The 14,923-nt window shown below is 73.1% G+C and carries 10 protein-coding genes, 1 tRNA gene and 1 pseudogene; 6 read left to right on the forward strand and 6 right to left on the reverse strand.

Annotation, left to right across the window (positions count from 1 at the left end; genetic code table 11):
- Positions 1 to 235: 235 nt before the first annotated feature.
- Positions 236 to 309, reverse strand: a tRNA-Pro gene (locus ACRWND_RS11995).
- 180 nt (positions 310 to 489) lie between these two features.
- Between ACRWND_RS11995 and ACRWND_RS12000 the strand changes: the two genes are divergently transcribed.
- Positions 490 to 780, forward strand: a complete 291-nt coding sequence (locus ACRWND_RS12000; RefSeq protein ID WP_431948688.1) for a YiaA/YiaB family inner membrane protein — start codon at positions 490 to 492, stop codon at positions 778 to 780.
- Positions 781 to 802: 22 nt separating this feature from the next.
- Positions 803 to 1,024 (forward strand): annotated as a pseudogene (locus ACRWND_RS12005) (YiaA/YiaB family inner membrane protein); the annotation flags it as partial.
- Here ACRWND_RS12005 and soxR read toward each other — a convergent pair.
- Entirely contained in the window at positions 1,005 to 1,484 is a 480-nt protein-coding gene (gene soxR, locus ACRWND_RS12010; protein WP_431948689.1) for a redox-sensitive transcriptional activator SoxR, read from the reverse strand. The pseudogene ACRWND_RS12005 and the gene soxR sit on opposite strands and share 20 nt — an antisense overlap.
- A gap of 55 nt (positions 1,485 to 1,539) precedes the next feature.
- Here soxR and ACRWND_RS12015 point away from each other — a divergent pair, with 55 nt between their 5' ends.
- Entirely contained in the window at positions 1,540 to 2,241 is a 702-nt protein-coding gene (locus ACRWND_RS12015; protein ID WP_431948690.1) for a transketolase, read from the forward strand.
- Positions 2,242 to 2,274: 33 nt separating this feature from the next.
- Complete coding sequence (locus ACRWND_RS12020; RefSeq protein ID WP_431948691.1) at positions 2,275 to 3,216, forward strand: transketolase family protein; 942 nt, start codon at positions 2,275 to 2,277, stop codon at positions 3,214 to 3,216.
- A gap of 516 nt (positions 3,217 to 3,732) precedes the next feature.
- On the opposite strand, the gene ACRWND_RS12025 is transcribed toward ACRWND_RS12020, so the two are convergent.
- From ACRWND_RS12025 to ACRWND_RS12040, 4 genes are all read right to left on the reverse strand, one after another.
- The gene (locus tag ACRWND_RS12025; RefSeq protein ID WP_431948692.1) at positions 3,733 to 6,504 is read right to left on the reverse strand and encodes an alkaline phosphatase family protein; all 2,772 of its coding nucleotides are present in this window, start codon (positions 6,502 to 6,504) and stop codon (positions 3,733 to 3,735) included.
- A 6-nt stretch (positions 6,505 to 6,510) separates the two neighbouring features.
- The gene (locus ACRWND_RS12030; RefSeq protein ID WP_431948693.1) at positions 6,511 to 7,872 is read right to left on the reverse strand and encodes an ABC transporter permease; all 1,362 of its coding nucleotides are present in this window, start codon (positions 7,870 to 7,872) and stop codon (positions 6,511 to 6,513) included.
- Positions 7,869 to 8,810, reverse strand: coding sequence for an ABC transporter ATP-binding protein (locus ACRWND_RS12035; RefSeq protein WP_431948694.1), 942 nt, complete (start codon positions 8,808 to 8,810; stop codon positions 7,869 to 7,871). The genes ACRWND_RS12030 and ACRWND_RS12035 overlap by 4 nt, the downstream gene beginning before the upstream one ends.
- Positions 8,811 to 9,790: 980 nt before the next feature.
- Positions 9,791 to 10,756, reverse strand: a complete 966-nt coding sequence (locus tag ACRWND_RS12040) for an aldo/keto reductase (RefSeq protein ID WP_431948695.1) — start codon at positions 10,754 to 10,756, stop codon at positions 9,791 to 9,793.
- Between the two features lie 119 nt (positions 10,757 to 10,875).
- Here ACRWND_RS12040 and ACRWND_RS12045 point away from each other — a divergent pair, with 119 nt between their 5' ends.
- Positions 10,876 to 13,548: an alpha/beta fold hydrolase gene (locus tag ACRWND_RS12045; protein WP_431948696.1), complete on the forward strand. Its 2,673-nt coding sequence runs from the start codon at positions 10,876 to 10,878 to the stop codon at positions 13,546 to 13,548.
- On the forward strand, positions 13,545 to 14,399 hold the full coding sequence (locus ACRWND_RS12050; protein ID WP_431948697.1) for an ABC transporter permease: 855 nt from the start codon (positions 13,545 to 13,547) through the stop codon (positions 14,397 to 14,399). Before ACRWND_RS12045 ends, ACRWND_RS12050 begins: the two co-directional genes overlap by 4 nt.
- The last annotated feature ends 524 nt before the right edge of the window (positions 14,400 to 14,923 follow it).

Here is a 14,923-nt window from a genome sequence, read left to right on the forward strand (position 1 = left end):
CAGTGTCCCGCGTCCGCGCGCACCGAGTCCAAGCGTTTTCCGGTCGGACGGCACGGCGCACAGGGGCTTGTCCGGCGCACGGGCCAGGCCCTCGGCGGGCGGCGGAGGTGGTGCGGCAGCGCCCGGGGCGGCCGGTCGGCGCGGACAGGCCCGCCCGCGCCCCTCATGGGGCCTCGACGGCACAAACGCAACCGGCGGGTTTGTCCTCATAGGACAAACCCGCCGGTCAGCACCGTCGGGACGACAGGATTTGAACCTGCGACCCCTTGACCCCCAGTCAAGTGCGCTACCAAGCTGCGCCACGTCCCGGTGCCGGATCGTCCCGGGCTTGTCACCCGGCCGACCGCGCACGAGAACAATACCGCACGTCGCCGGGTGCTCGCTCGCACCCTTTCTCCCCGCGCGAGCCTCCTCCGCCGGGGGTGCCCCGGACCGGGATGAGTAGCCGTACTCATGTGGCAGCGGAGACGACAGGCGATGCTTCGGGACATGGCGAATCCGATCCAGCAGCAGACCACCGCGGCCTACTCCGCACAGGCCGCCCTATCGTTCGCCGTCGCCCTCGGGGCGATGGTCGCGGGCATCGCCTACCTGCCGGTCGGCCCGTGGGTGCGGGCCTTCCTGGCGGTGGGGCTGCTCTACGTCGTGACCTCCGCGTTCACACTCGCCAAGGTCATCCGCGACCGGCAGGAGGCCGGCCAGATGACCAGCCGGGTCGACCAGGCCCGACTCGACAAGCTGCTCGCCGAACACGACCCCTTCAAGGTCGACGGGACATAGCCGACCCGCCGCCCCACACCGCGCCCTCGGGGCGATGGTCGCGGGCATCGTCCACCCGCCGGTCGGCCCGTGGGTGCGGGCCTTCCTGGCGGTGGGGCTGCTCTACGTCGTGACCTCCGCGTTCACACTCGCCAAGGTCATCCGCGACCGGCAGGAGGCCGGCCAGATGACCAGCCGGGTCGACCAGGCCCGACTCGACAAGCTGCTCGCCGAACACGACCCCTTCAAGGTCGACGGGACATAGCCGACCCGCCGCCCATCAGGTAGCGCGCGCCGGGGCCCTGCGCCGCAGCGGTGTCGTCCGGGTTGTACAGCGTGCACTTGCGCAAGGACAGGCAGCCGCAGCCGATGCAGCCGGTGAGATTGCCCTTGAGTCGTTCCAGCTCCGCGATCCGCTCGTCGATGCGGCGGGTCCAGGTGCGGGCAACGGCGCTCCACTCGGCCGCGCTGGGGGCGCGGTCCCCGGGCAGCCGGGCGAGGGCCGCACCGGCCTCCTCCAGCGACAGGCCGACGCGCTGGGCCGCCCGGATGAAGGCGACGCGGCGCAGCGTGGCGCGGGCGTAGCGGCGCTGCCCGCCGGCGGTGCGCTCGGAGCTGATCAGGCCCAGTTCCTCGTAGTAGCGCAGGGCCGAGGCGGCGACGCCGCTGCGGGCGGCGAGCTCGCCGATGGCCAGACGGTCGCGGCGCGGTACGGGGTCGCTCATGAGCCCGAGAGTACCGCTTGACTTCAAGTCGGCTTGAGGTCGCACCCTCGACACCATGACTGCGACCAGCACGGACATCGCGTACACGTACGAAGATCTCGGGCGGCTGCTGTCGCTCATGACCGGCGACGAGAAGCACGGCCCCGCCGCCACCTCCACCCTCGACGTGCTGTGGGTGCTCTACGACCGGGTGTTGCGGGTCTCCCCCGAGACGGCGGAGGACCCCGGCCGGGACCGCTTCCTGCTCTCCAAGGGCCACGGGCCGATGGCCTACTACGCGGTGCTCGCCGCCAAGGGCTTCGTCCCGCCCGAGTGGCTGCCGGACTTCGGCTCCTTCGGCTCGCCGCTGGGTCACCACCCGGACCGCGTGCTCGTGCCGGGCGCCGAGATCGGCTCGGGTTCGCTCGGCCACGGACTGCCGATCGCGGTGGGCAGCGCCCTGGGACTGCGGGCGCAGGGCCTGACCGACGCGCGGGTGTGGGTGCTGGTCGGCGACGCCGAACTGGACGAGGGCAGCAACCATGAGGCCGTCGCCTTCGCCGCAGCCGTCGGCCTGGAGAGCCTGCACGTCGTCGCCGTCGACAACGCCTCGGCGACCTACCGGCGCCCCGGGGGCCCCGCCTCGCTCTTCGCGGGCGAGGGATGGTCCGCGACGGACGTCGACGGCCGCGACCACGAGGCGCTGTACGCGGCGTTCACCGCACCGCACCCAGGACGGCCGCACGCCGTCGTCGCCCGCGTCGAGCCCGCATTCTGACCACCGCCCTGACGAGCCGAGGAGAACCCCCTCATGGACACCATGCGTGACCGCTTCACCGCCGTCGCCTCCCGCCTGCTGGACGAGGACCCCCGGCTGGCCGTCGTGCTGGCGGTCATCTCCGGGGAGCGCTTCGCGGACGCGGCCCGCGACCACCCCGACCGGGTGATCGACGTGGGCATCCGCGAGCAGTTGCTGGTCAGCGTGGCCGGCGGGCTGGCGCTGACCGGGCTGCGGCCGATCGTCCACACGTTCGCCGGCTTCCTCGTGGAGCGCCCCTTCGAGCAGATCAAGCTGGACCTCGGCCACCAGGACACCGGCGCGGTGCTCGTCAGCTCGGGCGCCTCGTATGACATCGCCGCGGGCGGCCGCACCCACCAGGCCCCAGGTGACGTCGCCCTGCTGGACACCCTCGACGGGTGGACCGTGCATGTGCCGGGCCACCCCGACGAGGCCGAGGCCCTGCTCCGGCACGCCGCGGCCGACGACGACCACCGGGTCTACGTACGGCTCAGCGAGCAGTGCAACCGTACCGCGCACCTGGTCTCACCGGGCCGGTTCCAAGTGCTGCGCGAGGGCCGCGCGGGCGTGGTCGTCGCCGTGGGCCCGTTGCTGGACGCCGCGCTGGCGGCGGTCGCGGACATGGACGTGACGGTGCTGTATGCCTCCACGGTGCGCCCCTTCGACGCGGCCGGGCTGCGGGCCGCCGTCGAGGGCACGGACGCGGCCGATGTGGTGCTCGTCGAGCCGTACCTGGCGGGCGCCTCGGCGCCCTTCGCCGCCGAGGCGCTGGTCGACCTGCCGCACCGCGTCCTCGCCCTGGGCACCGCCCGCCAGGAGCTGCGCCGCTACGGCACCTGGCAGGAGCACGTGGCGGCGCACGGTCTGGACGCCCCGGCACTACGCGCCCGCATCGGCGCCTTCCTGACAAGCTCCCTCCATCCGGCCGGCGCCGTCGGCTCGGGCGTCCGTTAGAGGAGTCATGACGATCTTGGCCGAGGGGCTGTCCGGCCGCGGGCGATGTCCGGGGACGGCCCCTCGGCCTGTGCCGCGGCCCGGAACGGCCGTTCGACGGTCAGAAGTCCCGCGGGAGGTGTCGGCGCGGCGGGACGCCGTCCCGCACCCCCGATGTCGCGCGAACGCTCGCGACCTGGCACGCCGTCGGCGGCACACCGGGCGGGGACGGCCTGCCGCGTGGGCGCTCGCCGGCACGTGGCGCACCGGACGACGGCTCAAGGCGAGGTGTTCGCTGATCCGCCAGGACGGATGCAAAGTACGGTCGACGTGCCTCCGCCCGGCGGCGAGCCGGGCGGAGGCCCCTGCGTGCGGTCCGTGTGCCTCAGAGGCCGCGCGGATAGGCGGGCCGGCGTCGCGGGTCGATGGCTCTCGCCTGGCGGCGTTGTCGTCGGTCGCCGCAGCTCCGCTGCGTCTCCCTTCTCCGCCTTGCCGGACTCGGCCCTCGACCCGCTCCTTTCTTATCCGCGCGACCTCTCAGCCGTCGTTCTCCGCCGACGGGATGTAGGCGCCCGGTACGTCGTCCGGAGCGAAGAGCTGCTCCTCGCCGGGGTACGGCTTCGTCCATCCGTGCGTCTGGTACCAGGTGAAGTGGTTCATCTGGGCGGGGTTGGCGAAGTCCGGCCTGGCGTCGGGGCCGGTCAAGCGCTGCTTGGACCGCCAGTCCTCCCACTTCGCCGCGAGAGTCCTCTGGCCCGCCGGAACCTTCGTGGACGGGACGGTCGCGGCGCTCGGGTCCTGCGGGGCCGGAGTGTCAAGGCCGCAGGCGGGCGCGGTCTTGAGGCCGTCGGTGAGCGGGATGCGGTTGGGCAGCGCGGCGAACGGCGTGTAGTCGGCCTTCTCGGTGAACGCGCCGAACATCGGGGTGGCCGCGCTGTCCTTCTGGTTCATCGGGTGGATTCCGAGGATCTGCTCAATGGTGCGGATCATCGTGATCTGCGAGTAGTAGCGGCTGTCGACGGTGCCGTGCCGGGCCCAGGGGCTGATGATCTGGATCGGGGCACGGTGGCCGTCGACGTGGTCGAGGCCGGCCTGAGAGTCGTCCTCGACCACGAAGATCGCGGAGTCCTTCCAGTACCTGCTGTGCGAGATCTCGTCGACGATCCGGCCGACGGCGAGGTCGTTGTCGGCGACCTGGGCGGCGGGGCCCGCCGTTCCGCCGGTGTGGTCGCTGGAGAGCCAGAACATGTTCAGGTTCGCCGGACCGTTCTTCTCGAAGTCCCGCTTCCAGATCTCGGCGCGGTAGACGTCGGGGACGCTGGTGTCGAACTTCGGGAAGCCGGGCACCGAGACGCTGTTCAGTGAGGGGATCGGCGACGACGACACCAGGTCGTAGGCGGTGTCCTGCCCGGTGGCCCGCATGTTCCTGGCGTCGCAGTACAGGTTCTGCCAGGTCGCGCCGGACGGCTTGGTCAGGAACTGGTGGAACTCGCCGAAGTTCCGCACGCTCTTGCCCGAGGCCTGCGCGCCGCTCCAGATGAAACCGGTGCGCTGGTGGCCGAGGGCGTCGTCCTCGGTGTCGTAGCTGCGCGCGTACTCACCGGCCGAGGACTCGGTGTACTCCGGGTTGTCGGCCTGCATCAGCCAGTTGTGGCCCTCGGCGGAGTTCGTGCCGATGTCGTACGTGTTGTCGTACAGACCGAACTGCCGGGTGAGCGCGTGCTGGTTCGGCGTCACGTTCTCGCCGAACTCCGCGAGGGACGGGTCGCCGTTGCCCTGCGCGATGTCACCGAAGAGCTGGTCGTAGGTCCGGTTCTCCTTGACGATCAGGAAGACGTGCTTGATCACGGAGGGGTCGCCGAGCCGCTGCGGGACGGCCACCGGCTCCTTGTGGCCCTTGCCCTTGTCGTCCTTCGCGAGCTTGACCGAGCCCTTGGTCCACCCGTTCTGCTGGAAGACCTCGGCCGTCTCCGACTTGATGACCTTCTCGCTCGGCAGCGTGAACCGCTGCACGCTCGAGGTGGTGTCGTGCGTGCCGTGCGCGGTGCCGGCGGTGGAACGGCGGGCGTCGACACCTCGGGTGTTGGAGACCACGACCTGCTTGCCGACGGAGGCGATCTCGGCGGGGAAGTAGTCCGTCGGAAGGAGGCCGACGTAGCTGACCGGCTCCTGCGGGGACGTGTAGCGGTAGACGGCGACCGCGTTGGCGCGGCCCAGCGTCACCAGCAGGTGGCCGTCGTCGGTGAGCGTGACGGCGTTGGGCTCGTACCCCACCGTCGACTCCGGCCACGGCTGGGTGGCGATGGTCTGCACGACCTTGTTCTTGCGGGTGTCGATGACGGAGACGTCGTCGGTGGCGGTGTCCGTGACGAACAGCGCCCCGTTCTTGGCATACAGGGCGGTCGGGTGCAGACCCACGTCGATGCTCGCGACGGCGGCCGCCGGGTCCGCCAGATCGATGACGCTGACCGTGCCGGTGGTGGTGGCACCGGTCTTCGGGTCGGCCGGCACCTGCGTGCCGTAGGAGTTGATCGTGGTCTCGCCGGGCTTCGCCGGCCGTCCGCCCTCGTTGCTGACGTACAGCTTGGAGCCGACGACCACCATGTCGCGCGGGGCGTTGCCCACGGCCCAGCTCTGCTTGAGGGTCCCGGTCGCCGTGTCGATGGCCACCACGCGGTTCTGGCCGTTGACGGCGGCGTACGCGGTCGAGCCGTCGGCGGAGAACACCGGCTCGCCCACCAGGGCGTGCTTGGAGCCGTCCGCCGGGATGGTGACGGACGTCGGGTCGGCCAGGCTGCCGTCGGGGTTCACCGTGAACCGGGTGTAGCCGTCGGTCTGGCCCAGCCACAGCTGCGAACCGTCGGGCGAGTACGTGGGCCCCTCCTGCCCCACGCTGTTGCTGCTGATGCGCAGGTCGGCGGACGCGGAGTTGCCGACGAGCTGCTGGACCTTCCAGTCCTTCAGGTTCACCACGGCCAGCGCCACGCCGCCGTCGGTGACCGAGGCCGCCAAGTGGGAGCCGTCCGGGCTGACCGAGGACGACATGATCTTGCCGTTGTCGATGACGAGGCGCTCACCGTACGGGGCGATGTACTGGTCGCTGGAGACGACCTGGCCCCGGCCGGTGACCTGGCCGACCTGCTCGTGGCCGAACTGGGTGGTCTGGGCGAAGCCGATCCCGGTGCCGGTGGCGAGGACGACGGCGGTCGCGGCAGCCAGCGTGAGGCTTCTGCGGCTGCCGAACCGACTGCCGAGGAGGGCATGGGCCCGCCTCCGGGCGATCGCGCGGCGGCGACGTGTGACCTGCATGGTGAGTTATCCCTTCGGGGAGGTGGCGAGCAGTTCGACGTTGCCGTCGAACTGCCAGAGCGGGTTCGGCGCGTCCCCCACCGGGGTCCGCACCAGGAAGTAGCCGTTGACTTCCTTCGGCCCGTCGCCGTCGGCGACGTACCGCCCGTCCGGAGTGATGTCGAGCTGGTATATGGCCTGGCCCGTGGTCGCGACGCCGGGGAGGTGCCAGGAGACGACGCAGCGCCAGTCGTTGCCGGGGCCCTCGGCGTGGTCCGGGACACCGCCCTTGGTGCACGCCGCCGTGGCCGCGAGCTGTGCCTCGGCGACGGCGGGGCGGTTGAGCTGGTCGGTCTGCATGCGGTACAGATGGGCGAAGGCCACGGCCACCGAGCGCTGCACCTTGTCCTGCTCGATCCCGGAGCCCGTGGCCGTGGTCGTCGCGGTGAGGACGGCCACCGTCGCGGCGAGCAGCCCGGCCAGCGGCAGGGCGCCGGCGATGAGTGCGCGGCGCGGCGAACTGTCGTCGGTCAGGTTGGTGAAGTCCCGCCGCAGGAAGAGCAGACGGGCCAGGACCGTCGCGGTGACGGCCCACACCAGGCTGACCGCGATGCCGATGAGCAGTGGTGCGAGCTGCTGGGGGCCGGTGAAGAGCCCGTTCCAGGAGATGAAGGCGTAGCCGGGCAGGGCCACGCGCACGGGAACGGGGAGCGGCATCAGCTGCGCGAGCTGCATCGCGAGTGCGACCAGTGCGGGCAGCAGCAGCCCCATCGGGGACCGCCCGAGGGCGACGGAGCCGAGCAGGCCGATCCCCGCCAGGGCCAGGGTCGGGGCGAGTGCGCAGGCCCAGGCGAGGAAGACCTGCCCGGCGGCGTCGGACGGCGTCAGCAGGTGGCCGTCGAGACCGACCAGCGGCTGGTTGCCGACCGCCAGGACCCCGCCGACCGCGCTCGAGCAGGCCATCCCGGCCATGAGCAGCAGCAGGACGGTGAGGCTGGCCAGCGCCTTCGCCGCGAAGATGCACCGGGGGGAGCGGACCGCCACCAGCAGGTGGCGCCAGGTGCCCAGCCGGTCCTCCGAGGCGAACACGTCGCCCGCGACCAGCGAGGTCAGCAGCGGAAGTGCCCAGGTGCCCGCGAAGCCGAGCACCACCAGGGGCCCGGCCCACCCGGTGGCGTGCATCCAGCGGCCGAAGAGGGTGTCGACGGGGAGCGTGCCCTGCCCGCTGACCGCGGCGACGAAGAGCGCCGGTGCGATCCAGCAGGCCAGGACCAGCAGGCGGATCCGCCACTGCGAGACCAGCTTGACCAGCTCGAAACGGTAGGCGCGCGACACCGGGACGCGGTGGACGGGGACAACGTTGTCGACGACGAGGGTCGCGGCGCTCATCGGCCGGCCTCCTGCTGCTGGGTGAGGGCGAGGAACGCCGCCTCGAGCGGGGAGACGACGGGTGCGAGTTCGCGCAGCGCGATGCCCGCCCGTACGAGGCCCACCACGAGTTCGTCGAGGGCGGGCACCGGCGCGCGCACGACGAGCACATCGGTGTCGCTCCGCGGGCCGGCGTCGTCGACGATGCGGACGCGGTCCGTGGAGAGGGCCAGTCGGCGGGCGGCGTGCACGTCGGAGGTGATCAACCGGTAGTCGAGTTCACGGTTCTCGGCGGCCAGTTCGGCCAGCGGGCCCGAGAAGACGACCCGCCCGGTGGCGAGGATGGTGACTTCGGAGCACAGCGCCTCGAGGTCGTCCATGCGGTGACTCGACAGCACGACGGCGGTCCCCTCGTCCGCGAGCCGGGTGAGGACCGCGTGCACGTGATTCTTGCCCATCGGGTCCAGGCCGTTGGAGGGTTCGTCGAGCACCAGCAGCCGGGGCCTGGTGAGCAGGGCGGCGGCGAGCCCGAGCCGCTGGCGCATGCCGAGGGAGAATCCACGGGCCCGGTCGTCGGCGACGTCCGTGAGTCCCACCTGGGCCAACGCGTCGTCGATCCCAGCCGCCCGGGCGTCCTGCCCGCGCACCGCGGCGAGCGCGGCGAGGTTCTGCCGGGCGGTGAGCGACGGGTAGAGGCCGGGGCCGTCCACGAAGCCGGCGACGCCGCCGGGCGCGTCGAGGGCCCGCGCGACCGGCGTGCCCAGAATCTCGAGGTCACCGTCGTCGGCGCCGGCCAGGCCCAGGAGGAGGCCGAGCAACGTCGTCTTGCCGGCGCCGTTCGGTCCTACCAGACCGTGGATCTGTCCCTGCGTCACGTCCAGGTCGACACCGTCGAGTGCGACGACGTCCCTGAAGCACTTGGTGATTCCGCGAGCACGGACTGCGAGGAGTGTATCCATGAGTCCCTTCTTCCTTGGCACTCGCGGACCTTACGGAGAGCACACAGACCCGCCAGGGACGCCCAATTGAATGGCCGTGGAACGTATCGTCAAGACGTGGGCAAGTCCGGATGCTCGAAGCGGGCTTCATCAGGCGGGACTTGGGCAGAACCGGGCGCAAGGTGGGGGCGGCTGGCGGCGTCTCGCCGGCCGGGGCCTGAGGGCCTCTCCCGCCGGCCGTCCTCCCGGGGACCTTGCTGATCGGTCAGCCTGTGGACGAGACGCTGATCGGTGTCCTGCCCGGCCGCTCCGCAGGGGTGACGGCCACCGATCGAAGGCTCGCGCTGGAGGGTGATGGCGCGGCGCATGAAGTATTCGTCGTCACGTCCCGCGGCCGTGGGCTTCCCGCAGGCAGGCGGCGAGTTTCCGGAGGGACCAGCGGTGCAGGGCCGGCCCAGTCGGCCGGGCGGGGGTGGCCGTCTGGGATGACGAAGTCCTCGTCCTCAGGGCTGAGCAGGCGGGGACGGCCTCCCGCCCACGGAGGGTCCAGGCAGGGCAGGCCGATCTCGTCGAACCGGTGGCTCACATCCCGGACGGTGTCCTCGTCGGCCGGGACCAGCCGCGCGCTCGCGGCATCCGCCGCCGAAGCCGGCAGCGACATCGCGCGCCGGTGGCGCACCGAACGGGTACGGCCCCCGGCGCGCGATCTACTGCAGCTTCTGCCCCTCCTGATCGATCAGTCTGCGCACCCACGCAGCCTCGGTCTCCGCAACTCCGGCAGTCGGCTCGACCGCGAGCCGGTGGGGCCCCGGCGACGCGGGCGCCGGGCGACCAGGCGAGGCAGCCCAGCACCTGCGCGGCGCAGGCCTCGTGCGGCTCGATGCCGGCGAGGCCGCCGCAGCCCTCGCCTGCCTTGCGCCTGGCCGGTGCCTTGCCGATCGCGGACGCGCCGGCGATCCGACTGGTGACGGCGGCGGGCGGCCTCCCGGCAGGCCGCCGCACTAGCTCCACGGCAGTCGCGAGCGGTGCCGCCAGTACGCCGGGGCCGGTTCCGCCAGGGCGGTGAGCCGTGCCAGCTGCTCCGCGTCGAGCGCGACGGAGGCGGCCCGGGCGTTGGCGGTGACCTGGCCGGTCGTGGCGGCGCCGGAGAGCACGATGCCGGCCCAGGGGCGGCGCAGGACCGCGGCGAGGGCCACCGCGTCGGGCGTGGCGCCGGTCAGGTCGGCCACCTCGGCGAGGGGGGACTCCCGATCGGCCGTCGCCAGGCGGCCGTTGGCCATGGCCTCCTTGACGATCACGGTCAGCCCCGCCTCGTGCGCCTCCGCCAGGGCGGGCCCGGCGGAGGGCTCCAGCAGGTTGTAGGTGGCCTGCACGCAGGAGAACAGCCGCCGCCCGTCCACTGTCGCCTTCAGCGCCGCGCGGATCGCCTCGGCCTGCAGAGGACCGCTGGTGGACAGGCCCACGGCCACCCCGTCGGCCGCCAGCCGGGCGAGCCGTGCGTGCAGCTCCCGGTCGGTGAGAGCCGGGCTGTCCGGGGTGACGGAGTGGATCTGGTAGACGTCGAGCCGGTCGCCGAGCAGTGCGCGGGACTCGGCGATCTGGCGGTCGTACGTGGCGGTGCCGTGGTCCTTGACCTCGTGCACCGTGGCGTCGACCCGCCAGTCCGCCGTGTAGGTGTAGCCCCACTTGCTGCCGACAACCACGTCGGTGGCCTCGGGGTGGGCGTCCAGCCAGCTCGCGAGGAACTCCTCGGCCCGGCCGTAGGAGCGGGCCGCGTCGATATAGCGGATGCCGACCGCGTAGGCGGCGTCGAGGACCGCGTGGGCGCGGTCCCGCATCGCCTCGACGCTGCGTTCGGCGGGCAGGTCGGCGGCACGGCCGAGGTCGATGTAGGCGGGACGGCCGACGGCGGCCAGGCCGATGCCCAGCCGGGGCAGGGGCGCGGTGAGAAGTCGTTCGAAGGGCACGGTCGCCACCGTACTCCCGGTGGAGTACGCCGATCCGGTGCCTGAGGCGGACGTCGCGGGTGATCACCGGAATGCATAGTGGGATCGTCACGCCCATCGTCCCCGTCCGAGGATCACGTATGCGATTCGCCCTACCCGGGAAATGGCGCTCAAGGCGGCGGCTCGCGGCCGGCGCGGCCGCCATCGCCCTGCTCGCCGGAGGCGGCGCCGTCACCCTCGCGACGGCCGACTCACCCGCACCCGTGCGACGCCAGGACCGGGTCTTCTCGCTGCCCGAGGCTCCGGGGAGCACCGCGACGGTGCGCATCGACACCTCCTACTTCACCTCCGGCGGCTCGGCGCCGCGCCCGGCGGTGCTGCTCGCGCACGGATTCGGCGGCAGCAAGGACGACATGAGGGCTCAGGCGGAGTCCCTCGCCCGCAGCGGCTACGCCGTGCTGACCTGGTCCGCGCGGGGCTTCGGAGCCTCCGGCGGCCGGATCGGGCTCAACAGCCCCGACGCCGAGGTCGCCGACGTCTCGCGCCTCGTCGACTGGCTGGGCCGCCGGCCGGAGGTGCTGCGCGACGGCCGGGACGACCCGCGGGTCGGCATCGCGGGGTCCTCCTACGGTGGGGCCATCTCGCTGCTCGCCGCCGGCCACGACCGGCGCGTGGACGCCATCGCGCCCGCGATCACCTGGTGGGATCTGGGCCAGGCGCTCTTCCCGCAGGGCGTGTTCAAGAAGCTGTGGGCGGGGGTCTTCTTCTCCACGGGCTCGCGCGGCGCCGCGTGCCGCTTCACCGCCGAGCTGTGCGCGATGTACGACCGGTCGGCGGTCGCCGGCCGCCCGGACGCCGCGACGCTGCGGCTGCTGACGCGCTCCAGTCCCTCGTCGGTGGCCGGGCGCATCAAGGTGCCGACCCTGGTGGTGCAGGGCCAGAACGACTCCCTCTTCCCGCTCGACCAGGGCGACGCCATCGCGCGCGCCGTCGCCGCGAACGGCGCGCCCGTGGCCGTCGACTGGTTCTCCGGCGGGCACGACGGCGGCGACCAGGAGACGTCCCGGATCCAGGCGCGCACGACGGCCTGGTTCGACCGCTGGCTGAAGCGCGACCGGAGTGCCGACACCGGACCCGCGTTCCGCGTCACCCGGACCGGCGGCGTCGACTCCACCGACGGCCGGGCGGTACGGCGGGGCGCGGAGGCCGGTGCCTACCCGGGGCTGGAGGGCACCCGTACCCAGACGGTCCCGCTCGGCGGGCGCGCGCAGACGGTGGCCAATCCCGCGGGCGGCAGCCCGCCCGCGATCTCGGCGGTGCCCGGTGTGGGCGGCGCGCTCTCCCAGCTCTCGGACCTCGGCCAGGGGCTGTCGCTGGACTTCCCCGGTCAGCGCGCAGCGTTCGACTCGGTGCCGCTGACCTCGGCGCTGCGGCTGACGGGCGCGCCGAGCACACGGATCACCGTCACCACCGAAGCGGCGGCCGGCGCGGTGCTCTTCGCGAAGCTGTACGACGTCGCCCCGGACGGCAAGGAGACGCTGCCGCACCAACTGGTCGCACCGCTGCGGGTCGCGCAGGACGGCACGGTCCCCGTGCGGCTGCCCGCCGTGGACCACGAGTTCGCCGCCGGCCACCGGCTGCGGCTGGTGCTGTCCACCACCGACCTCGGCTACGCCTCCCCGGTCTCGGCCGCCACCTATCGGGTGTCGCTGCCGCAGGGCGCCGCGCTGACCGTGCCGACGGACCCCGGACTGACTCTGGGCCAGGGCGCGACGCCCGCCTGGGTGTGGCTGCTTCCGGTCGGCGCGCTCGCGCTGGCGGCGGCGCTGCTGCTGACCGGCCGCCGCCGGTCGGGCGCGGTGCGGCAGGCGCCCGACCCGGACCTCGCGGACGTCCCCCTGGAGATCTCCGGGCTGTCCAAGCGCTACCACGGCGCGGCGGACCGCTACGCCGTGCGGGAGCTGTCGTTCCGGGTGGAGCGTGGACAGGTCCTGGGCCTGCTCGGCCCCAACGGGGCGGGCAAAACGACGACGATGCGCATGATGATGGGCCTCATCCGGCCCGACACGGGCGGCATCCGCGTGTTCGGCCACCCGATCCGGCCGGGTGCGGCCGTGCTGTCCCGGGTGGGGGCCTTCGTGGAGGGCGCGGGCTTCCTTCCGCACCTGACGGGGCGGGCCAATCTGGAGCTGTACTGGCGGGCCACGGGCCGGCCGGCGACCGACGCCCACATCGAGGAGGCCCTGGAGATCGCGGGCCTCGGCGAAGCGCTGCAGCGCCCCGTCCGCACGTACTCGCAGGGCATGCGGCAGCGGCTCGCCATCGCGCAGGCCATGCTCGGCCTGCCCGACCTGCTCATCCTCGACGAGCCGACCAACGGGCTCGACCCACCGCAGATCCGGGAGATGCGCGACGTGGTGCGCCGCTACGCGGCCGCCGGGCGTACCGTCCTCGTCTCCAGCCACCTTCTGTCGGAGGTCGAGCAGAGCTGCACGCACCTGGTCGTGATGGACAAGGGGCGGCTCGTCGCGGCCGGTCCCGTCGGTGAGATCGCCGGCAGCGGACAGACCCTCTTCGTCGGCGCGCCGGGCATGGCCGACGAGGCCCGGGAGGCGGTCGCCGCGAAGCTGTCGGCGCTGCCGGGCGTCGAGGCGGCGGAGCCCGCGGACGGCGGGCTGCTGGTGCGGCCCGGCGTGATGAGCGTGCCCGAGCTGCTGTCCGAGCTCCTGCGGCTGGACGTTCCGGTGGAGCGCGTCGGCCCGCACCGCCGGCTGGAGGACGCCTTCCTGACCCTGATCGGAGGTCCCGCGTGACCGAGACCCTGGAACCGGCCGCGGGGTACCGCCCGGGCCGCACCCTGCCGCTGCGGGTCGAGGCGGTACGGCAGTTGCTGCGGCGCCGTACGCTCGTCGCGTTCGGCGTCGTGCTCGGCCTGCCCGTGGTCGTGTGGGCCGCCTTCGCCGTCGGCGGCACCCCCGGGGGGCGGGACTCCCGACCGTCGATGATGGACGTGGCGACCGCTTCCGGCGTCAACTTCTCGCTCGCGGTGCTCTTCGTCTCCTCCGGCTTCCTGCTGACGATCCCGGTCGCGCTCTTCTTCGGCGACACGGTCGCCTCGGAGGCCAACTGGTCCTCCCTGCGCTACCTGCTGGCCGCCCCGGTGCCCCGTGCCAGGCTGCTCGCCTCCAAGGCGCTGGTGTCCCTGGTCTTCAGCGCCGCCGCCGTGCTGGCGCTGCCGACGGTCGCGCTCGGCGTCGGCACGCTCGCCTACGGCTGGGGGGATCTGGAGCTCACCACGGCGGGCTCGCTGCCCCCGGCCACCGCGACCGGCCGGCTCGCGATCGCGGCCCTCTACGTCTTCGTGGGCCAACTGGCCGTCGCGGGCTTCGCCTTCTGGCTCTCCACGCTCACCGACGCGCCGCTGGGGGCGGTCGGCGGCGCCGTGGGCGTCGCGATCCTCTCCAACATCCTGGACGCGATCACGGCACTGGGCTCGTTGCGGGACGTCCTTCCGACGCACTGGCAGTTCGCCTGGATCGACGCGCTGCAGCCCCGCCCGGAGTGGGCTGGCATGCTCAAGGGCACCTCGGTGTCGCTGTCCCTCGCGGTGGTGTTCTTCGCGCTGGCCTTCCGCGGCTTCCGGGGGAAGGACATCGTGTCCTGAGGGGCGCGGAGCGGGAGCAGGGGCGGCAAGGGGAGCCGGGGTACGGCGTGCTGCTCGCCAGGGCCGTGCGGGGAGGCGGACCGCAGAGTGCCGGGCGGCCGGGTTCCCGACAGGGGCTCCGGGCCGGGCAGGCCGACGCGCCGCTCGCCCTGCCCACCTGACCCGGCCCTCTTCGGCGCGATCCGCCCCGTGCATCGCGCAAAGCCGCGCCATCGAGGAGTTGGCGAATCGTCACGCCCGTCCGCGCTTGACGATCTCCGGTCGCGGAATTCTCCTTGAGAGCACACGAATGGGATGCGGCGAGGTGGCTGGGCACGCTGGGCCGGTTGTGGGGCGGGCCCGACTGGGGGCTGCGCCGCCTGCTCTGTGCCGACCACCGTGCCGGCGCTGACCACGCCGGCGGGGGCGCCCCCCGCCGGGCGCGCATCGCCGGGTCCGCGCCCCGTCACCGCGGTTCCAACCGGGCCGCCGCCAGATATTTCGTGAACTACAACGCCGCCTGCTTCCTCAGCCTGGCGCCGGCG

Source organism: Actinacidiphila sp. bgisy167 (genome assembly GCF_965342175.1).
GTDB lineage: Bacteria > Actinomycetota > Actinomycetes > Streptomycetales > Streptomycetaceae > Actinacidiphila.